The sequence below is a fragment of the Microcoleus sp. S36a_B3 genome (genome assembly GCF_036700745.1).
In the GTDB taxonomy this organism is placed as follows: domain Bacteria; phylum Cyanobacteriota; class Cyanobacteriia; order Cyanobacteriales; family Microcoleaceae; genus Microcoleus.
This window is the reverse complement of record NZ_JAUBPN010000014.1, coordinates 132,833-152,269: the sequence shown is the minus strand read 5'-3', so window position 1 is coordinate 152,269 and position 19,437 is coordinate 132,833. Positions and strand designations below refer to the sequence as shown.

Annotated in this window: 20 protein-coding genes; 7 read left to right on the top strand and 13 right to left on the bottom strand. The window is 46.0% G+C overall.

All coding sequences use genetic code 11. The features are described 5' to 3' along the window. The first annotated feature begins 295 nt into the window (after positions 1-295). The gene (locus QUA01_RS16940) at positions 296-832 is read left to right on the top strand and encodes a hypothetical protein (RefSeq protein ID WP_333091127.1); all 537 of its coding nucleotides are present in this window, start codon (positions 296-298) and stop codon (positions 830-832) included. 250 nt (positions 833-1,082) lie between these two features. On the opposite strand, the gene QUA01_RS16935 is transcribed toward QUA01_RS16940, so the two are convergent. Both QUA01_RS16935 and QUA01_RS16930 read right to left on the bottom strand, forming a co-directional pair. After that, positions 1,083-1,418, bottom strand: coding sequence for a XisI protein (locus QUA01_RS16935; protein ID WP_333091125.1), 336 nt, complete (start codon positions 1,416-1,418; stop codon positions 1,083-1,085). Next, a complete protein-coding gene (locus tag QUA01_RS16930) occupies positions 1,406-1,579 on the bottom strand; it encodes an element excision factor XisH family protein (RefSeq protein WP_333091124.1) in 174 nt (57 codons plus the stop codon). The genes QUA01_RS16935 and QUA01_RS16930 overlap by 13 nt, the downstream gene beginning before the upstream one ends. A 185-nt stretch (positions 1,580-1,764) precedes the next feature. Between QUA01_RS16930 and QUA01_RS16925 the strand changes: the two genes are divergently transcribed. Next, positions 1,765-1,917: a hypothetical protein gene (locus tag QUA01_RS16925; RefSeq protein WP_333091121.1), complete on the top strand. Its 153-nt coding sequence runs from the start codon at positions 1,765-1,767 to the stop codon at positions 1,915-1,917. Positions 1,918-1,938: 21 nt separating this feature from the next. Here QUA01_RS16925 and QUA01_RS16920 read toward each other — a convergent pair whose 3' ends face one another. The 8 genes from QUA01_RS16920 to QUA01_RS16885 form a co-directional block, all read right to left on the bottom strand. Continuing rightward, entirely contained in the window at positions 1,939-2,271 is a 333-nt protein-coding gene (locus QUA01_RS16920; RefSeq protein WP_333091120.1) for a DUF5615 family PIN-like protein, read from the bottom strand. After that, positions 2,268-2,498 carry a DUF433 domain-containing protein gene (locus QUA01_RS16915; protein ID WP_106148543.1) on the bottom strand — a complete coding sequence of 77 codons (231 nt, stop codon included), beginning with the start codon at positions 2,496-2,498 and terminating at the stop codon, positions 2,268-2,270. Before QUA01_RS16915 ends, QUA01_RS16920 begins: the two co-directional genes overlap by 4 nt. 78 nt (positions 2,499-2,576) lie before the next feature. Continuing rightward, a complete protein-coding gene (locus QUA01_RS16910; RefSeq protein WP_333091169.1) occupies positions 2,577-3,197 on the bottom strand; it encodes a Uma2 family endonuclease in 621 nt (206 codons plus the stop codon). A gap of 101 nt (positions 3,198-3,298) precedes the next feature. Continuing rightward, positions 3,299-3,895, bottom strand: coding sequence for a Uma2 family endonuclease (locus tag QUA01_RS16905; protein WP_333091118.1), 597 nt, complete (start codon positions 3,893-3,895; stop codon positions 3,299-3,301). A 79-nt stretch (positions 3,896-3,974) separates the two neighbouring features. Continuing rightward, complete coding sequence (locus QUA01_RS16900; protein WP_333091117.1) at positions 3,975-6,215, bottom strand: phosphoketolase; 2,241 nt, start codon at positions 6,213-6,215, stop codon at positions 3,975-3,977. A gap of 306 nt (positions 6,216-6,521) precedes the next feature. Beyond that, a complete protein-coding gene (locus QUA01_RS16895; protein ID WP_333091115.1) occupies positions 6,522-7,778 on the bottom strand; it encodes a COP23 domain-containing protein in 1,257 nt (418 codons plus the stop codon). Then, on the bottom strand, positions 7,763-8,065 hold the full coding sequence (locus tag QUA01_RS16890; protein ID WP_333091113.1) for a hypothetical protein: 303 nt from the start codon (positions 8,063-8,065) through the stop codon (positions 7,763-7,765). The genes QUA01_RS16895 and QUA01_RS16890 overlap by 16 nt, the downstream gene beginning before the upstream one ends. 178 nt (positions 8,066-8,243) lie before the next feature. Then, entirely contained in the window at positions 8,244-8,777 is a 534-nt protein-coding gene (locus tag QUA01_RS16885) for a COP23 domain-containing protein (protein ID WP_333091112.1), read from the bottom strand. Between the two features lie 794 nt (positions 8,778-9,571). Between QUA01_RS16885 and QUA01_RS16880 the strand changes: the two genes are divergently transcribed. Both QUA01_RS16880 and QUA01_RS16875 read left to right on the top strand, forming a co-directional pair. After that, positions 9,572-10,177, top strand: a complete 606-nt coding sequence (locus QUA01_RS16880) for a hypothetical protein (protein WP_333091111.1) — start codon at positions 9,572-9,574, stop codon at positions 10,175-10,177. 138 nt (positions 10,178-10,315) lie between these two features. Further along, positions 10,316-11,692, top strand: a complete 1,377-nt coding sequence (locus QUA01_RS16875) for a cytochrome P450 (protein ID WP_333091110.1) — start codon at positions 10,316-10,318, stop codon at positions 11,690-11,692. Positions 11,693-12,499: 807 nt separating this feature from the next. Here QUA01_RS16875 and QUA01_RS16870 read toward each other — a convergent pair. Beyond that, positions 12,500-12,787 (bottom strand): hypothetical protein, encoded by a 288-nt coding sequence (locus QUA01_RS16870; RefSeq protein ID WP_194010724.1) that lies wholly within the window; start codon positions 12,785-12,787, stop codon positions 12,500-12,502. A gap of 497 nt (positions 12,788-13,284) precedes the next feature. On the opposite strand from QUA01_RS16870, the gene QUA01_RS16865 reads away from it, so the two are divergent. The 3 genes from QUA01_RS16865 to QUA01_RS16855 all read left to right on the top strand — a co-directional run bounded on the left by QUA01_RS16865 (position 13,285) and on the right by QUA01_RS16855 (position 15,966). Continuing rightward, positions 13,285-13,545, top strand: coding sequence for a MoaD/ThiS family protein (locus tag QUA01_RS16865; RefSeq protein ID WP_194010723.1), 261 nt, complete (start codon positions 13,285-13,287; stop codon positions 13,543-13,545). Positions 13,546-14,168: 623 nt separating this feature from the next. Continuing rightward, positions 14,169-15,467 (top strand): threonine synthase, encoded by a 1,299-nt coding sequence (gene thrC, locus QUA01_RS16860; RefSeq protein ID WP_194010722.1) that lies wholly within the window; start codon positions 14,169-14,171, stop codon positions 15,465-15,467. A 223-nt stretch (positions 15,468-15,690) separates the two neighbouring features. Continuing rightward, positions 15,691-15,966: a MoaD/ThiS family protein gene (locus QUA01_RS16855; protein ID WP_333091109.1), complete on the top strand. Its 276-nt coding sequence runs from the start codon at positions 15,691-15,693 to the stop codon at positions 15,964-15,966. Positions 15,967-16,097: 131 nt separating this feature from the next. Here the strand turns inward: QUA01_RS16855 and QUA01_RS16850 are convergent, their stop codons facing one another. Continuing rightward, positions 16,098-17,990: a ribonuclease J gene (locus tag QUA01_RS16850; RefSeq protein ID WP_333091107.1), complete on the bottom strand. Its 1,893-nt coding sequence runs from the start codon at positions 17,988-17,990 to the stop codon at positions 16,098-16,100. A gap of 337 nt (positions 17,991-18,327) precedes the next feature. Beyond that, entirely contained in the window at positions 18,328-19,221 is an 894-nt protein-coding gene (dapA, locus tag QUA01_RS16845) for a 4-hydroxy-tetrahydrodipicolinate synthase (RefSeq protein ID WP_333091106.1), read from the bottom strand. Between the last annotated feature and the right edge of the window lie 216 nt (positions 19,222-19,437).

Sequence of the window (19,437 nt, the reverse complement as noted above, 5' to 3'; positions counted from 1 at the left end):
TTTGGGTATTATATCACATTTTTAGATATTTTAGTATATTTTTAGATATTTTAGTACACAACTAGATTTAAAGAGAGTGGAAGTAGGAGAAAGTTATCGGCAAAATAAGACTTTTTTGACTAAAAAAAGCCCGGATTTATTAATAAATAATGGGAGAATTATTTAAACCTAAGTTTATGGTTAGAATGCTTGCCGTTTTATACCCTGTAGTAGCGTGTTATGCCGCTGTTGCGGTCTAATAAATAGTTAGCTAGAAGATTGACCATTTTTGTACATTTTTAGCTGGGAGGCCATTATGAAAATACTCATGAGACTTTTAATTTCTATCGGTGTCGTAGCTACAGTTTTTAGTTCGATTGAAGCAGCATATTCACAAATATCTGGATTACGAGGAAAGTTTGATGGCACACAAACTCAGGAAGCTCGGATTCGAGAGGTAGGCTCTCTTGCTGTAGCAGTAGAAGTCAATGATGGTAAAACCTGGCAACAATGGTATGCAACACGTCGGGGAGATACGAACTTCTCAAAAATAGTTAGTTGTACTGTTGGTGAGTTCAATGGTGATAAAAAGTCCGATATTGCTTGTCTGTATGACTATGGAAACTTTGATGTTGGAATATGGGTATTGACCTCGGACGGGAAGAACTTTAACTCTAGCATCTGGTGGAGAAGCGGTAAAGGTAACTTGAACCCAAATTCTGTTGTTGGGCGGATTGAGTCCATCGATAATAATAATGATGGTCTGTCTGATCTGAAAATGCCCTACCTTTATCCCAATGGTATCCGTAACGATATTGTTTTTTATTCAGATGGTCAGAAATTTTATCGCTAGTTTTTGGGATTTATTTTACCCAGTAAGTTAGGCTGGATGCTCTAGTAGGTTGGGTTTTATGAATTCAACCCAACCTTTTTTTACAATCACAATGTTATCATTTCCACCATTCTCATGGGATGCTTGTAAAGATAGCGATCGCCTCACCAATCATAAAGAGCGATCGCTGTTTGCTTTTTCTGATGACCGATCGCCCTTCACACATAAAGAGCGATCGCTCTTTATGCAACCAAAAGCATCAACGTTAGTTTTAATTCACTGCAAATTCTGTGAACTGACGCATATAAGGTGGATGAAACCCAACCACAATATCAGACTTCGGCACACCTATATTAACCAGCTCTTGCCCTAAATCGATTTCTGTTCCATTCTGCTGAATCCAGATTTTGCCATCCTTAATATCGAGATGTATAGGACAACCGTAAACTCGCTGTTTGTTATCCCAACCCACTCGAACAACTTGATAATGATTGTGTTCTGTGTCAAAAACAACTTGCACATCCACTTCTCCATAAGAAGGCTTGTATGCAGCATATTTTGTGAGAACTTGTTTGATACAATCCCGATATTTGTCTACTTTTTCCATAAAGCTATCACCTCTTCTTCTACGTCATATACTAATAATTTGAACTGGTAATCTTCCACAACTGCGATGGTAAATTCACGCTTGAAGAAATCGTTATACGCTGTCAAAGGAATTGCCAAAAATAGCTGACGTTGGGGGTCTTTAAACTTGAGTGCTAACATAAAGCCCTGATGACAAACAACTACAATTATACTGGCGTTAATTGAGATGTGTGAGCGCAATAGTCATTACAAACACAAAAGGAATGTCCGCATCCCTATCTATCGAAAGCTTACCACCATTTCGCAAACCCCCAAAATTTGGCGGAGATCCTCATGAATTGCTGAGCATCGGGTAAATCCCTTCAGTGGTGCGATCGCCCTTCACACCAAATACCAAACACTGTGATAATTTTACGAGTTGCGTGAAGCGTAGCTATCCCGCAGAGCGATCGCCCTTTCTTGTTTCTGATGAGCGATCGCCTAAAATGAAAGAGCGATCGCCATTGGTTGGCAATTAACTTAATTTAAAAGTTTATTCGTCAATAAAGCTCAAGACAATCCAAAGTAGCGCTATCGCTCAATTCTTGAATTGCGTCTGCTCCAGCTCGAAGCATTGCTTCCACACTGCTGGTAGGTGTATTGCCACACCGCAGCCCAATCACCTTTGGCGGAGAACCATAAAGACGGCTTCTTTCTGCAAAATCAGCATCCTGAGTAACAATACAAAACCCTTGAATTTTAGCTAAATCCCAAATTTCGCTATCCATAGCTTCTGTAAACCCGTGAAACTGAACATGACTAGCATCCGGGAAGATATCAGCCAAGCGATTCACTAACTTCCGGCTCAAGTTTTGATCGAACAGTAATTTCACCTTTCACCTACTACGGCAATTAAACGATGTTCTCTATCGGCAGCAAATTCAAGACAAGCTCTAATATCTTCCTCTGTTAACTCTGGGAAGTCATCTAAAATTTCTGCATGAGACATACCAGCAGCTAACCAGCCCAAAACATCGTACACGGTAATCCGCATTCGTCTGATACATGGCTGGCCACCACGCTTACCTGGTTCTATTGTAATGATGTTGCGATAGCTCATGGGAAAGGGAATTTGGTATTTATAAAGCCAGTTTAGCCTAATTTTCCATTCTTTTGGTGTTCTGCCTCACTAGACAAATTAATTGTTCCTCTCTTCTCTCAACTCCTGATGCCGAATTCCCTGAATAAACTCCGTCCTTGCCTCAATCCTTGAAGGCATTAAAACACAACGCACCAACAATTCTAAATCCAATTCCGGCAACAAATCACTTTTAGAAATTAGCTCATAATCATTCTCGCGCAGCCCATACACAGCCAACTGATTATTTTCCCAAAACCAGACTTCTGGAATGCGAAGTCGCAGATATTTAGCTAGTTTATTTGTACTACCGCTAGTAATTGTCACTTCTACTGCTAAATCGGGATGCTCTTTCGTTTCACCTATATAATAAGACTCATCAGGCTCAAATGAGACATCTTTGGCTCGATTTTTGCGAGTTGCACTTCCTACAGGAATATATTCAATTTCCCTTTCACAAAAGTAGAGTTGTATCAAAAAATTAAGAATACAACTGATTGTCTCATGTGCTTCGCCCAATGTCATAAACTCGATCCACCCATCAAGATAAATAATTCGCAAACCAGGCGCATCTGCCATTAAAGATTCCAACGCCTCAAATTGCTCCCAACTATAATAACCGGGGAGAATCAATCGCTGTTCGGCAAGCGTAACTATTTCTTCTAAAACTTGTGGTGTCATAGGTATAGCCATTTTATTTTAATATTGCTAGCCCTTATCTAGTGTAACCCTGGTAGGGACAGCATGAAATCCCATTCAAAACTTAGCGAACAAAGTCGAGCTTACTGCGGCCCAATCCCCTTCAAAAACTCCTTTCTTGCCTCAATCCTTGAAGGCATTAAAACACAACGCACCAACAATTCTAAATCCAATTCCGGCAACAAATCACTTTTAGAAATTAGCTCATAATCATTCTCGCGCAGCCCATACACAGCCAACTGATTATTTTCCCAAAACCAGACTTCTGGAATGCGAAGTCGCAGATATTTAGCTAGTTTATTTGTACTACCGCTAGTAATTGTCACTTCTACTGCTAAATCGGGATGTTCTTTCTTTTCACCTATATAATAAGACTCATCAGGCTCAAATGAGACATCTTTGGCTCGATTTCTGCGAGTTGCGCTTCCTACAGGGATAAAGTTAATCCCTTTCTCGAAAAAGTAAAGTGCTATAAATATAGCCAAAATACTTTTTATCTCCTCATGTGCTTCGCCCAATGTCATAAACTCGATCCACCCATCAAGATAAGTTATCCGCAAACCAGAAGAGTTTGCCATCAAAGACTCTATAGCCTCAAATTGCTCCCAACTATAATAACCGGGCAGAATTAATCGCTGTTCCCCAAGCGTAACTACTTCTTCTAAAACTTGTGCAGTCACAGCTATCACCATCCTATTTTAAATATTGCTAGCCCCTACCTAGTAAAAACCAGGCAGGGGCATTCTTTCACATTCTAACTTAATGAACTAGCTCGATCGCCCTTTTAGTCAACGCCTCAGCAGTCAACCCGTTAAACGCCATCAACTGACCCGCACTAGCAGTAGTTTCCCCCCGCTTCCAAGCGAAAGTATCACGCGGGCAATTGCTGCGGAGCATCACAGGTTCCAACATCCCAGAAGCACCGCCTGTCACGCCAATCAAGGCATCTCCACCAAACATTTTGGCAAAATTCTCATCGCTCAAAAAGCCGCCGTCAGCTTCGGAACAAGTATCCCAAGCAACATCGCTTGGACGGTACAAGCGGCGCGGATTCACAACCGAAACAATCCGCACTCCAATCCCTTCGGTTTCCAAAAATGCTGCGGCTTCAAACACCGGTATTAAAGTCATGTCGCCGACAACAGCAAACACAACTTTCTTGCTTCCCCCTTGATTTTGGGAAGCTTGCGGAGAAGCGACTTCGTGCAGCACAATTGCACCATCTTCCAAACCTTGGCGAGTCTGTTCAAAAGTAGTGCGAATTGGCAGCGGAGACTTGCTCGCAGTAATCACAACACCCTTATTTCTGGCACTCAAAGCCCAATCGTAACAAGCTTGAATACTGTTAGCATCCGGTGGAAACAAAGGAAACACATTACCGTTACGCATCATCGCCGCAAAATAAGCTTCAATTTCCGGGCGTTGGTGCGTCCAACCATTGCGGCCTTGCTCCAATGCACCCGCTGTAAATAAGGTGACAGCAGCCGGAGTTGGACGGCGCAATTCTGCCATTGCTTGGGTGACAGTTTGCCAAATTGGTAAACCGTTGATGGCAAAAGATTCGTAGGAACACCACAAACTCCGCGCTCCGAATAGCGATAAACCTACAGCCAAACCCGCGCAAGCATCTTCGCTCAAAGGTTCGTAAACTTGACCGTTTGGCGATTGATTGTACAAGTCATCCGTCGTCGGGTGAATGATTTTCAGAGCTTGGTTGATGTTGGCAATTGCCGATGCTTCATTACCGTCAGCATTGGTGACAAGAAAAGTGCGATCGCACTCGCCGACTTTCGCTACCAAACGTCCCATTGCAGTTGTCGAAATCTTGGCTTCTCCGCCAACCGCAAATTCTTCTAAAGGCAATTCGCCCAAATCTGCCAGCGGCAATGTAAACTCAGTAACAACTGTTTTCGCCGCAGGCCCGCCGCCCGCACGCTCGCAATTTGTCCGCACCAACTGCCACGCCTCAGCAGTCAAAGCGCGCTCTTTTAAGGCACTGATAATGTGCGGAGCATCGAGGGTATCTTTTGGATAAAGGTTGTGAGATTTTGCGCCCAATGCGTGCACGCCAGCACCTTTCAACTGTTTGATAATAAACACAGTCAATTTGCCGCCGAGAGCAGATTTTGCCGCTTTGTCAACTCCTTGTAAAACAGCTTTGGTAAATGCCATCCGCTGTTCGAGTGAAAAAGCAGTGCTGTCAACATAAGCTTCCGGTTGATTTTTATCGTCAAATTCCTTAGCATCAACTAAGATAATTTCTTCAAAACCGTTTCCTTGCCAATAAGCAATCATTTCAGCATTAGTTTTTGTCGAAACCATACTGTGATGTTCTTGGGAATATCCGTTCCAAACTAACACTGGTAAAAAGTTAGTAGCCTTGGGATAAGCAGTGTGGAAATGCCCCATGCTGCTCATTGGATAGGGTTCGCCCATGCCGCCGTCGCCCATTGTGAAAGCAAACAGTTTTCCGGGATGCAAAAGCGCTCCCGCCATTGCAAAATGCTGTCCTTGTCCGAGGGGGCCAGCAGGTGCTAAAAGACCGGGAATGAAACCGGAAAGATGTCCTAACAAACCGTCTTTTTCGCGGAATTTATCGCGCACTTGCTGCACGTTGACAATTCCCATATCTTCTAAAGATCGATCGAGAAACATGGCACTGTAAAATCCCGGCGCGTGGTGCCCCACTTCGGTGACAATGTTCTTGTGTCCGAGCATCACCAACGCGGCATAAGCCTCGGCTTGGCTGGCAAAACCCCCCGGATGTCCCGATGCCTTGCTGGCGGTGACTTGCAGCGTCAGGTAGCGCAGGGCATCTGCTCCCAGCATTGTTTGAAAGACGGCGGCGGGATCTGCCGCATCGGCGATCGACTTGCTCCCCTGGGCGATCGCGGGTGCTTTCCCGTAAGTCTCAAAACCCGGCACTGTTTCGGAGAAATACTGGATTCCTTCGCAAAAACTGGGGATGGCTGACGTTGCCTTCGACGTAGTTGCAGTCATGCTTGATACCTGAAAAATTTGGATTAGATTAATTTAACAGTAATTTTATAACTTATTTGTTGCAAAATATCGCTATTTCTGTTATTGCCAATTATAAATCATTCAAATATCTCAAATTTTTAGATGAGTGCGCCCGACATTTTCACAAGCAAATCAGCGCGATTTTGCCGAAAAAATATCGCCGATCAGATTTCTTCCACGAGTCTTGGAGCGCTATGAAAACCGCAGATTTTAGGCAGATAAACACAAATAAACGCAGATGTTTTTCCAGATTGTTTCTAAATTTTGCCAGCAGTCTATTACAAATTAGGGTTCGCTAACATCTAACCCCAGCCGTTCCCCAACATTAATATAAACGGGACTGCTACTTTCAAAAAGAGAAGGTCTAGCCTTCTGATTCCCCAGCCACACAAAGAAACTGCTGAGTGCTGGAGCCGGATCTTGATCGCGGCGCAGCGTGTAGATCAAACCTTCGCAGGGCCCGTTAACGCGGCTGCTGGTGCAAATCACTTTCTGATTGTTTACAGTGCCTACAGTGACATAATTTAGCTGTTTGTTGCGGCTGTAATTTTCCAGGCGCTGAGTCACTTGTTTGCAGCGAGTCAGAGGATCGTAGCCAGAATCCGAAAAGAAATTAGAATTCCAGCGAATCCAAGGCTCCCTAAACCCTTGCGGATTTTGATAAACAGTCATCGGTTCGCCGGTGGAGGTATCGCAGACAAAGCCTCCTGGCCCCAGATTCGATTGAGTTTGGCTGTAGCCGCGCTGGATCGAAATATTGCTGAGAATATCAAACCCGTTAGGTTTAGCTTGCGATCGCAACGACATCAAAGAATCGATCGGGATTGCTGCATTCAACCCAGTTTTAATTTCCTCAATTTGACCGTTCCACTGGCTGAGCACCGTACCAACAGTATCACCCTGACCGTGAATTCCCACAACGGTGCCATCAGCATCAAATACAGGCCCGCCGCTCATGCCGCGCCTGGTGACAGCTTGATATCGCAGTCCGTATCCCGATGATGCGCGATCGAGACGAGAAGAAACAATACCAGCAGTAAATTCGAGTTTTCTTTCATACCAAGAAGCGATGGGCAGTGGATAGCCAGCAACGTAAATAGTAGAACCGACTACAGCACGTTTTGATTCGCCAATTGGCGCTACTGGATAATTGTCTCGGCTGTAAAACTGGATCAGAGCTAAGTCTATATCGCGGTCGTTTTTCGGCAGCCGCTGTATTCTGATTGCTCTATAATTTTTTTCTAAATGAGTGCGAATGCTGTATTCTTGGGCGAGGCTAGCAACAACGTGATTCGCCGTCAGAACTGTATAAATATTGCCTTGTTTTGCAATAATTACTCCCGAACCGCTAGTAGCAAAACCCAGCGTATTGTTAACTTCGACGGTGCTCAAAGTTGCTACCTGAGCAATTTCTTCCGCTGTTTTGGCACAAGCAGCATATTGTTGGCCGACAATTGCTGTCGCCGTTATTGCACCGGTCAAGATGATTGTCAGCGCCCCGAACCGCGAACTCCACAAATTCATCGCTAACTCCCCAGACATGACGAGACGAACTGCAAATGTATACCGATCGGAATTCCCCAACTGGATTTAACCATTTTTTCCAATAATTCTCGCGTCGGCGCGCTTCCATCTTCAAAAGTATAGACCTCAAAACCGGGCTGTCGATCGCTGCCCCGATCGTTAATTGCCACCAAGAAACCTTTGCCATTAAAAATCCGGCGGCGGTTCACGGCAATTTTAACGTTATTTGTATACCGCAAGCTATAGCCTTGACAAAAAGATTTTGGCAGCAGCAACTCTACAAAACCCCGCGCTACTGCCCACACTTCAGCACCAGCAGGGAATCAGGTGGCGGCGACTGTCCCACCGCCCTGCGTAGGAATTGCTGTCGATCGATCTGTTAACCGCAGATTTCAAGCGTACAAACACCGATCAACACAGATGCATTCAATCTGGAAAATTGCCCAACCATTAAGCAAGGCTGGAGGATGGCGAAAAAATCGGCTATTGCGCCCCATCATCCGTGCTTTCCCCTAGTTTTGGCCTCACGTCAATGTAAGGAATGTTACGGGATTCATCAAAAGACGGCATCCCGACATATCCTTGACGCCAAGCTAACAAATTATATAAAGAGCCGATCGGGTCTTGGCCGGGTCTGAGAGTATAAATCAAATTTTGACACAAACCGTTGACTTGATTCGCCGTGCAGATGACGTTTTGGCCGTTCATCCGGCCTGCTGTAATGTACTTGAGCACCCGGTTGCGGCGATAGGTTTCGAGGCGCTGGCTGACTAATTGGCACCGAGTTTGTGGATTGTAGCCAGAACCGGAAAAATAATCTGAATTCCACTCAATCCAAGGCTCTACCGCACCTTGAGAGTTTTGGTACACCGTCACCGGTGCGCCCCTGACGGTACTGCAAGAAAATCCCTTTTCCGTGGGTGAAGTCCAGCCGTAACTAGGCTCAAAAGGCACTGTCAGGCTGCTGAGGGCGATCGCGCTTGCCGCCAAAACCTTCGTCAATAATTGCTGTTTCATGATGATGTTCTCACTATTTTTGATGGAATTCGGTAGAAAAATCACCAAATATTGCGATCGCACCCTGAATATGCCAGAGGCTGGCTGCTAAATTATGTTGTTAGCGACTGGCACTTTTGCAATACCAAATCCGGCTTAAATACCCGCTTTATTTCTTAGTCCGCCTCGGCGGAGGAAGGCTTGTACAGTCGAGGTTTCAACCGCCGACTCATCAGGGATTTTTAATGCGGATTTTGTTTTGTAACTGCACCGAAAGCCCAGTTATGCCACTCCGAAGCCCTCGTAAAATGCGCGGGCCAGTCAAAAATATGTCCTCATTACTACTAATCAAGGTCAAGGTTTCGCCAACCGGAAAAAAGCTGTTTAAATCAGACGGAATAAAGCGATTTGAAACGCTACATCACACCGCTGATAGGTTATTCAATCTGACTGGCAGTCTAGCGTTAGGAGCTTAATCCGATCGGATACCGAGCCGGCAGCAGCGTTGCACGCATAAAGTGCCTTACCCGTTTACGTGATACCACACTAAAAGCCAGGTATTAATAATAACTTTTAACTTTTTTCATGTACGTATATCTCTGGCACGGATTCACAAATTATCTGAAATTATCTAATCTAGAGTGTGCTTATCTGCTTTTCATCTGCGGTTTATGTATGGATCCAGAACTTATCCAAGACGTCTTGTATTGCGGATGCCGGGAAATACTCATAAGTGAGTGTAATCAGGAAGTAAGTGCTTTCTACCAGAAAAATTCACCCTCCACGCACAGACGTGGAGTTGAGTATTAAAAACTATGAACAGTATCTGCAAACAGTTAGGGTATTTAGCCACTGGATTAATTTTGATGGGCGTTAGCAGTTGTTCCAGCTATGATTCAGCGAACTTAACCGCAAACCAGAGCCGATCGCCAACGGGTGCTGGTCAATTCGGAGACATACAGCTAACGGGAAATCAACTTGAGGAGCGATCGACTCAAACAGCTCCGGCTTCTAACTTTATTTCTCCTGTTTTAGCCAGTGGAGTAGCATCAGAAAATACTGTCACCGTTAAAGTTTATAAGGTAAACAATCTCTGTCAAACTCTGAACCCGGAAACAGTAACAGGCACCGACAATCAGTTAATGTCATCCGTCATTAATGAAGTGTTAAAACAGCAGATTTTCGATAGTCTTGGTTTGGTTGGCTATCGGCTGACGATCGATCGCGACCTCGGAATAGCGACCCTCGATCTGCGGGCCTTCGGGAATTCCCGGCAGAAATTGCAAAATCTGTCGAGCTGTCAAATGCTAGGTTTGTTTGGAGGCGTGCGCCAAACTTTAACCAGTTATGCTCCTTGGCAAATCAAAACAGTGCGTTTTACAGAACTGGGACAGGACATTGTAAGCACCGTTCGAGAATAAGCTATTAAAATTATTGGAGATGGGACTTACGCAATTCTCCCCTGAAAAACAAGGGTTGGGAGGGATTGAACAAACCTTCAAACCCTTTGAGATTTGTTGATGCTGCTAAGTCCTGTGACCCAAACCCAGGTAATTCCTATGACACTACCTAACGGCCCCAAAGCTCCACCCTTTGTGCAGCTAATTCAATGGATCGGCGATCCATTGACATTCATGGATAAATATGCCAAACAATACGGCGACATTTTCACAGCTCAACTGAACAACGGGAAACCATTGGTGATGATCCACCACCCCCAAGCTGTCCAGGAGATGCTCAACAGCAACGCATTTCACGCTCCAGGCCGCCTTAACAGCATCCTAAAACCCATGCTGGGAGAAGAATCCATGATTATGCTCTCGGGAGAAAGGCACAAACGCGAGCGCCAATTATTGATGCCGCCCTTTCACGGCGAACGGATGCGGAATTACGGCCAACTAATTTGCGATATCGCTCAAGATGTTGCCAGCAAATGGTCGGCTGATCGACCTTTTGTTGCTCGCAGCGCCATGCAGGAAGTCACCATGCGGGTAATCTTGCAAGCTGTCTTCGGCATGGATGACGGGCCGCGATTGGAAGAGATCAGGCCCTTACTTGCCTCAGTCGTCGATATGACCAACTCTCCCCTGCGATCGAGTATGCTGTTTTTCGGCTGGATGCAGCAAGATTGGGGCTCTTGGAGTCCTTGGGGACGGATGAAACAGCGGCAGCGGACAATTGACGAACTGATGGACGCGGAAATTGAAGAACGCAGACTGCAACCAGAGGCCAACCGCACCGACATTCTCAGCTTAATGATGACCGCGCGCGACGAAAACGGCCAACCGATGACCAATGAGGAATTGCGCGACGAGTTGATGACGCTGCTGTTTGCAGGTCACGAAACCACCGCAACGGCCTTAGCTTGGGCATTTTACTGGATTCACAGTTTGCCCTCGGTACGCCAGAAGTTGCTGCAAGAATTGGACAGTTTGGGGGAAAATCCCGACCCGATGGAGATTTTCCGCTTACCTTACCTGAGTGCAGTTTGTCAGGAGACGCTGCGTATTTACCCGGTGGGAATGCTGACGTTTGCGCGAGAAGCGCTCGCGCCCGTAGAACTGATGGGATATCAACTCGAACCGGGCACGGTTGTCGTCGGCTCGATTTATTTAACCCACCGGCGGGAGGATTTGTATCCAGAACCGCTGCAATTTAAGCCGGAACGGTTTTTGGAGAGGCAATTCTCGCCTTACGAGTATTTGCCCTTTGGAGGTGGCAGCCGCCGCTGTATCGGCTTGGCGCTGGCCCAGTTGGAGATGAAACTCGTGCTGGCAACCATTTTGCGGGATTTCAACTTAGTATTGACCGAGAAAAAGCCCGTACAGGCAAAACGCCGAGGGGTGACTTTAGGGCCGGCCGGTGGCGTGCGGATGGCTCTGCTGGGGCGGCGGATGCGGCAGTCAAAGCCTGAACCTGTGGTTAGTGGGGTTTGATGTTGTAGCTGCAAAGAATTAGGGAAGAATGGGCGATACCTTCGGTCTGCTTCGCTTACGACCGGCAAGCGCCCATTTTTTGTAGCACCCGCTACATAAAAACCGCTAGAATCCTTAACCTGTAACCATCACCCGCTCTCAAGTTTCAAATTTTAAGTCTAAAATGGTATGAACCTTGCAAACACAACCTGAAAGCAAAAGTGGGTGATTGCAATAGCCCTCTTGATATCTCGAAAGCTTGGCTGCCATACTTTAAAAACATATGCATACCCTGTTATTCAGCAAGGTCGGAAGCGTGTTGGCATTGCCAGCAATCTTCCGACCTCTTTATTTTTTGGGCTACTTTAGACCTTGGACTTTCTGATGCAGAAGGCAAGGCAAAAGTATAAATTCTCCCTATCTTCTCACCTCCCCTCTCTTCAATTAGAGTGGTTTATCCTCAAATTGAAAAAGCATCCGCCACCAAGTTTAATAAATTTCTGTGGGTGATTGCAATAGTCCTCTTGATATCTAGAAGGCTTCCCTGCCATACTTTAGAAACATATGCATACCCTGTTATTTAGCAAAGGTCGGAAGCGTGTTGGCATTGCCTGCAATCTTCCGGCTTCTTTATTTTTTGGGATTTGAAGACTTGCGGCTAGAGATGCAGAAAGCAAGACAAAAGTAGAAATTCTCCTCTCTCCCCATCTGCCCCTCTCCGCAATTAGGGAGGTTCTGTCTGCAATTGAAATAGAATCGGGCAGCAAGTTTAAGGAATTACTAAGGAATAGTTAATAACTTGTTAAACGCTCTTCTTCTGCCCCCTTTTCAATCTTCTGTTTTCAGGAATTCCGAAACCGAGACCGACTTGGGGAGGCTCTCGACATCTTTAATTTCGCTTTCGTGGGCAAAAAATTCGACTTCTTTGTCGTCAATCTCTATCTGATAGCTAGCGGTAGCAGTCACAATCCGCCGCTTTTTTTTATCTTCTATTAAAACCCAACACACGACAGGTCTTACCCACCTCTCAACGTGCTGGCTTTGCTTGGTACTTCCAAAGGCGTACCAGCCTTTAGCTTCAATAATTTGCAGGACTTTAAAATCGTTACTTGCCATAAATATCTCGATCGCGTTAATTTCACTATTATTCTTAGATAGAACGGCACGCTGGCTAAGCAGGAAAAGGCTTGGGGAATTATCATCGGGGCTGAAAAACCAGATATTTAGTCTAAATTTAGCGATTTTCTAAGGCATGGTCTGGGTTGTATCCCGCTAAATTTAGTGCGATGTTTTTGTACTCTCCTACAATTACGGTCAAGTATTTATGCTGGATACTCAAAAAATAGTTTGGCAGTAGCCTCAAAAGCAGCCAACTAGACATGAGTTAAGTGCATTTAAGTGGATGCTAACTGCTTCTAACGCCTGGTTGTTGAGAGCTATCGGCATACAAGACTGTTCAAAATTTCTGTTGCAATCAACAGTCATGTTTGCCCGATCGGGTAAAACGTAACTAGAGATTGCTGTTTTCAATTCTAAGCCTCGGCGTGCCTAATTCCACATTAATTGTATGGTTTAGTTGATAATTGCCAAACTGTCGATCGCACAAAACAGCCGTGTCTAATTCTTCGATTACCGTCACCGTTAAACTGTTCGCCGCCTTCGGTGAAGCCTACGGCGTTTCCTTCCTTACTGTAGAACTCCCTCCCGAAACTCCAGTGTCTCAAGTGCTCGAAAACTCGATCGCCCAATATCCTCAATTAGAACAGTGGCGCGATCGCACCCGCTTCGGCGTCAACCTAGAATTCGTCTCTCCCGACACCATCCTCCAAGACGGCGACGAAGTTGTACTCATCCCCCCCGTCAGCGGTGGATAATACGATTTTGGATTTTGGATTTTCGATTGAAGAATTGGGAAAGCCCGCGCGGTTACTGCGGTGAATTCAGAAACCGGGTTTCTGGCGATATTTCTCGTGACTCAACCCAAAATCTCGTAGAAACCTGGTTTCTCGCCCGCGCGGTGAATTCAGAAACCGGGTTTCTGGCGATATTTCTGGTGACTCAATCCAAAATCTCGTAGAAACCTGGTTTCTCGCCCGCGCGGTGAATTCAGAAACCGGGTTTCTGGCGATATTTCTGGTGACTCAATCCAAAATCTCGTAGAAACCTGGTTTCTCGCCCGCGCATCAACCCTGTAGTTTGTCGTTTTGAGTCACCCAGCAAAAAAAACTTTATAAAGTTTTGAAATTAGTTTTGCAGCCAAATTATTCTTGAGTTCGGTTAAATAAGAGATTTTTCCTCTGAACCAACACTATTCTGCATAGCCTAGAAACTGCTCTGAGAAAGAGATTGAGGACTATCCAACCACCTGCAGTTTCGGACAAAAAACTGCTGAAAAATTAATCCCGACCAAAAAAGTCGGGTATGGTTGACGGGGTAGATCCACCGTGTTAATCTGTCCTAAGAATTAGAAAACATCGCAAAACTAGAGAGTTGAGCTATGACCCAAGCAACCAGAACCCAATCCACAGCAGCAACCTTCACAGCCCTCAAATGTAAAGAATGCGGTGAAGAGTACGAACTCCAAGCCAAGCACGTCTGCGATTGCTGTTTTGGCCCGCTTGAGGTCAAGTACGACTACGAAGCAATCCGCCGCCGCGTCACTCGCCAAACTATCCAAGCAGGCCCCAACTCGATCTGGCGCTACCGTGAATTTTTACCCGTCGCTACAGATAACGTCATCGATGTCGGCACCGGCATGACTCCTTTAGTAAAATCCCACCGCTTGGCCCGCCGCCTCGGTCTAAAAAATCTTTATATTAAAAACGATGCCGTCAATATGCCCACTCTCAGCTTTAAGGACAGAGTGGTGTCAGTCGCCCTCAGCAGAGCGAGAGAATTGGGTTTCACAACGGTATCCTGTGCCAGCACTGGCAACTTAGCTAACTCCACCGCTGCGATCGCCGCCCACGCCGGCCTCGACTGCGTAGTTTTCATCCCCTCCGACTTAGAATCAGGCAAAGTCCTCGGGACTCTGATTTACAATCCAACTGTAATGGCAGTTCACGGCAACTACGACCAAGTTAACCGCCTGTGCTGCGAAGTCGCCAATACACACGGCTGGGGATTTGTCAACATTAACTTGCGTCCCTACTACTCCGAAGGCTCGAAAACCCTCGGCTACGAAGTTGCCGAACAGCTAGGCTGGCAGTTGCCAGATCACATCGTCGCCCCCCTCGCTTCCGGCTCTTTGTTCACAAAAATCTACAAAGGCTTTAATGAATTCATCGAAGTCGGTTTGGTTGATGAGAAGAAAGTTCGGTTCAGTGGCGCTCAAGCTGACGGCTGTTCGCCGATCGCCCAAGCATACCGCGAAGGCCGCGATTTTGTAACGCCAGTGAAACCGAATACTATTGCTAAGTCGATCGCGATCGGCAACCCAGCAGACGGTATGTACGCCTTGGAAATCGCCCGCAAAACTAACGGGAACATCGAATCCGTCAGCGACACCGAAATCATCGAAGGCATGAAACTGCTAGCCGAAACCGAAGGCATATTCACCGAAACCGCTGGCGGCACGACGATCGCAGTCTTGAAGAAACTTGTAGAAGCAGGTAAAATCAACCCCGACGAAACCACCGTCGCCTACATCACCGGCAACGGTTTGAAGACTCAGGAAGCCGTCCAAGGTTACATCGGCGAACCTATCACCCTCGAACCGAAATTAGAAGCCTTCGAGCGCGCCCTAGAACGCGCCCGCACGCTCGAACGCTTAGAATGGCAGCAAGTTTCGGTTTAATTATTAGTCATTGGTCATTGGTCATTGGTCATTGGTCATTAGTTATCAAGCTGTTGACTGTTGACTGTTGACTGTTGACTGTTGACTGTTGGCTGTTGGCTACTAAGAGGGCCCGCACGCACCATCCACCGCCCCTACCTACTGACTACTGACTACTTACCACTGACTACTTACCACTGACTACTTACTACTTACTACTGATTACTTACTAAGGACTAAAAAAATGACTGTTAAAGTTTTAATTCCCACTCCGCTGCAAAAATTCACCAACAATCAAGCCACTATCCAATGCGGCGGCGAGAATATTTCTGAGTTGATTGAATCCCTCGAATCAAATTGTCCCGGTATCAAAAAAAGCTTGTGCGATGAAAAGGGAGAACCCCGCAGGTTTTTGAATTTCTACGTCAATAGCGAAGATATCCGCTTTTTGGACGGCTCAAAAACAGCCCTCCAAGATGGCGATGAAGTGAGTATTGTTCCAGCAGTTGCTGGTGGTTGATTTTTGCTACCGCAGATGCTGGCAGATTAACACAAATGGACGCAGATAGAAGAATTAACGACTATCTGCGTTTTTTTGCGTTCGTCTGCGGTTGAAAAATAAATCCCTGGCTTTACCAGGGATTGTTAATTCTAGGAGACGGTGGAAGCGACCTTGGCTGCAGTCCGGGGGCGACGACGACCTGTTACTTTATTCACAGGAACTGGCGCTGGCGGCGGCGTTGGTGCTGATGTCGGTGATGAACCTAATAGTTTGGGTGCTTCTAGAGAACCTGGTGTTACTTCTGCTGGTTCCCGTCGCACAAATGATGCTCCTTCGGGAATTTGCATCAGGAATACTAGCATGGGATTGCTTTGAAGTTCCCGGCGCAGCACTCGTGCAATTGCTCGTTCTATTTGCGTTTGCACTCCTGCCCAGTCTACGTCAACTCCTGATTCGGTAGTTGCAGAAGGCGTGACAAATTCTGACCAGCGATCGCTCAAAACTGTGTCTATCGTTTGAGCGATCGACTGTTGTAATAGTGTGCGATCGGCTGATGTGACTACACCTTTCAAGTGTATTTCTGGCTTAGCAACTAATTTGCCTTCTGCATTCAACGCCGCAGCTACTGTTACCGCGCCATCTCCGGCTAACTGCTGACGTTCTTTGAGGACGTTTGCTTTGACAACGCCCGATCGAGAAGAGTCTACTAATTCAATTCCTGAAGGTACTGTACCAGCAACTCGGATCGAATTTTCTGTTAGTTCTACGACATCGCCGTTGTCAATAATCACCATATTGCTCGCGGGAATGCCCATACTTTGAGCTGTCTTGGAGTGCTGAATCAGCATCCGGTGTTCTCCGTGTACCGGCAAGAAGAACTTGGGACGGGTCATGTTGATCATTAACTTTTGATCTTCCTGACAGCCGTGCCCGGAAACGTGAATGCCTTTGTCGCGCCCGTAAACTACGTTTGCTCCCAGCATCATCAGTTTGTCGATCGTGTTTACCACTGCGATCGTATTTCCCGGAATCGGATTAGCTGAGAAAATCACTGTATCGCCTTTTCTGATTTTCAGTTCGTGATGTTCGCCGTTAGCAATCCGAGTCATCGCCGCCATCGGTTCGCCTTGGGAACCTGTAGTCAAAATCAAAACCTTGTCATCTGGCAAATTGCGGATTTCTCTGAGCGGTTTGAACAGGCTGTCTTCGCATTTGATGTAGCCGAGATTGCGGCAGTGAGAGATGACGTTCAACATCGATCGACCTACCACTCCCACAAACCGATTGTTTTTCTTAGCCAATTCTAAAACAATTTGCAATCGGTGTACCGATGAAGCAAAAGTCGTCAGCAGTACCCGTCCCGTTGCTTGAGCGATAATTCTATCTAAATTCGGAGCGACAGAACGTTCTGAAGCGGTAAAACCGGGAACTTCCGAGTTAGTAGAATCGCTGATCAAGCACAGCACGCCTCTCTCGCCGTATTCCGCCAGCTTTTGCAAGTCGAAATGTTCGCCGTCTACAGGAGTGTGGTCAATTTTAAAGTCTCCGGTGTGGATGATAATTCCGACTGGAGTGTGAATCGCCACCGTAAAGCTGTCGGCCATTGAGTGAGTGTTGCGGATGTATTCGACTAAGAAATTCTTGCCAATTCTCACCGTATCCCGCGGTCTCACTGTCCTTAATTCTGTGCGGTGAGATACTCCCGCTTCTTCCAATTTTCCGGCTAGCAAAGCCATCGCCAAACGCGGGCCGTAAATGACGGGAATTTCAAATTCTTTGAGGTGATAAGGGATGCCGCCGATGTGGTCTTCGTGACCGTGAGTCACGATCATACCTTTGATTTTGTGGCTGTTTTCCCGCAGGTAAGTCATGTCTGGGAGGACAATATTTACACCGTGCATTCCATCTGTCGGGAATGCTAAACCTGCATCTAAAAGAATTATTTCGTCACCGTACTCGAACACGCAAGTGTTTTTTCCAATTTCGTGCAGCCCGCCGAGGGGAATCACTTTTAGAGCCGATGCAGTTGTATTTTTGATCATGCGTATCCTTTGTTAGTTATTTTTGAGTGTTAACTGTTAACTGTTGACTGGTGTCTGTTGTCTGTCGTCTACTGTCTTTTGTCTGTTTTCTACTGTCTTTTGTCGTCTGCTGTTCGTTAGATGGGGGCGATTTTTTCCAAGATATTTGTGAAAAAATCCCCTACGGGTTTTACTCTCCCGTACAGTCAGTTGTCTTCCGCCTTCAATCTTTAATTCTCAGTATTTAATCCTTCACTATTAGCTAATTACTAACAGTTAATGACTGATGAATGAGGACTAATGACTAATGACTCATTACAACTAATATTCAGTTGTCTGAAAACTCGTTCTCGCCTATCTAGCTAGTAGATACTGCTGCTAGCTTATCCAGTACGTCCTTTAACTTTTGAGTTACCTCAACGGGCGGATCGCACAGGGGCGGACGGGTGGAACCTACATCCCAGCCTTGAAGTTTGAGAGCTGCTTTGACGGGAATGGGATTTGTGGTGAGAAAGAGAGCTTTAAACAAGTCAAAAAGTTGCAAGTGAATCTGGGTAGCGACTTGAACTTGACCGGTCTCAAAAGCTTCGATCATCTGTTGCAGTTGCTCTCCTACCAGATGGCTGGCTACGCTAACTACACCAGATCCTCCTACAGCCAACATCGGCAAGGTTAGGGAATCATCTCCAGCATAGATGGCAAATTCAGGTGGTGTCAAGCGTCGAATTTGGCTGGCTTGATCCAAGTTGCCACTTGCTTCTTTTACGGCCGCAATGTTGGGGATTTGGGCCAGTCGAGCTACTGTTTCCGGCAACATATTTTGGCCTGTGCGACCGGGGATGTTATATAACATTATAGGCAATTCTGGAGCAGATTGCGCGATCGTCCGAAAATGATTGTACAAACCTTCTTGCGGCGGCTTGTTGTAATAAGGAACCACCTGCAAGCACCCGTCCAATCCGAGTTTAGCTGCTTTTTTCGTAGCTGCGACTGCTTCGGAAGTAGAATTCGATCCGGCTCCTGCTATTACCAAAGCTTTACCGGAGACTGCCTTTTGCACCACCTGAAATAATTCGTACTCTTCATCCCAGCTCATAGTGGGAGACTCGCCTGTAGTTCCGCACACTACCAAGCTGTCCGTACCGTGATCGGCTAAATGAACTGCCAACCGTTCTGCTACTGCATAGTTAACGCTGCCGTCTTCCTTAAACGGCGTAATCATTGCAGTCAGAACCCGTCCAAACTTTACCACACTTTCTCCGATTTTAGACTGTTGATTGTTGATTTTAACTTTTTGATTTTAGATCGAAGGTTTATCTAAAGTCGCCATTTCTCTTGCCCAATTGCCAGCCTCAGTCGATTTTAGATACTTCGGCTTCGCGAGCGTACAAGTTTGAAATTTTTCGACTTGCTTCGGCTACGCTGGCTCACAAGTCGCGAGCGAACAAGTTTTTGATTTTAGATTTAC

Bases quoted from the DNA above. Each gene is read 5' to 3' on its own strand.
- QUA01_RS16855 (WP_333091109.1), top strand. From the start codon at position 15,691: ATGACTGTTAAAGTTTTAATTCCCACTCCGCTGCAAAAATTCACCAAC.
- QUA01_RS16870 (WP_194010724.1), bottom strand. From the start codon at position 12,787: ATGGCAAGTAACGATTTTAAAGTCCTGCAAATTATTGAAGCTAAAGGC.
- QUA01_RS16930 (WP_333091124.1), bottom strand. From the start codon at position 1,579: ATGTTAGCACTCAAGTTTAAAGACCCCCAACGTCAGCTATTTTTGGCA.
- thrC (WP_194010722.1), top strand. From the start codon at position 14,169: ATGACCCAAGCAACCAGAACCCAATCCACAGCAGCAACCTTCACAGCC.
- QUA01_RS16895 (WP_333091115.1), bottom strand. From the start codon at position 7,778: ATGTCTGGGGAGTTAGCGATGAATTTGTGGAGTTCGCGGTTCGGGGCG.
- QUA01_RS16940 (WP_333091127.1), top strand. From the start codon at position 296: ATGAAAATACTCATGAGACTTTTAATTTCTATCGGTGTCGTAGCTACA.
- QUA01_RS16850 (WP_333091107.1), bottom strand. From the start codon at position 17,990: ATGATCAAAAATACAACTGCATCGGCTCTAAAAGTGATTCCCCTCGGC.
- QUA01_RS16885 (WP_333091112.1), bottom strand. From the start codon at position 8,777: ATGAAACAGCAATTATTGACGAAGGTTTTGGCGGCAAGCGCGATCGCC.
- QUA01_RS16880 (WP_333091111.1), top strand. From the start codon at position 9,572: ATGAACAGTATCTGCAAACAGTTAGGGTATTTAGCCACTGGATTAATT.
- QUA01_RS16900 (WP_333091117.1), bottom strand. From the start codon at position 6,215: ATGACTGCAACTACGTCGAAGGCAACGTCAGCCATCCCCAGTTTTTGC.
- QUA01_RS16910 (WP_333091169.1), bottom strand. From the start codon at position 3,197: ATGACACCACAAGTTTTAGAAGAAATAGTTACGCTTGCCGAACAGCGA.
- QUA01_RS16935 (WP_333091125.1), bottom strand. From the start codon at position 1,418: ATGGAAAAAGTAGACAAATATCGGGATTGTATCAAACAAGTTCTCACA.
- QUA01_RS16915 (WP_106148543.1), bottom strand. From the start codon at position 2,498: ATGAGCTATCGCAACATCATTACAATAGAACCAGGTAAGCGTGGTGGC.
- QUA01_RS16875 (WP_333091110.1), top strand. From the start codon at position 10,316: ATGACACTACCTAACGGCCCCAAAGCTCCACCCTTTGTGCAGCTAATT.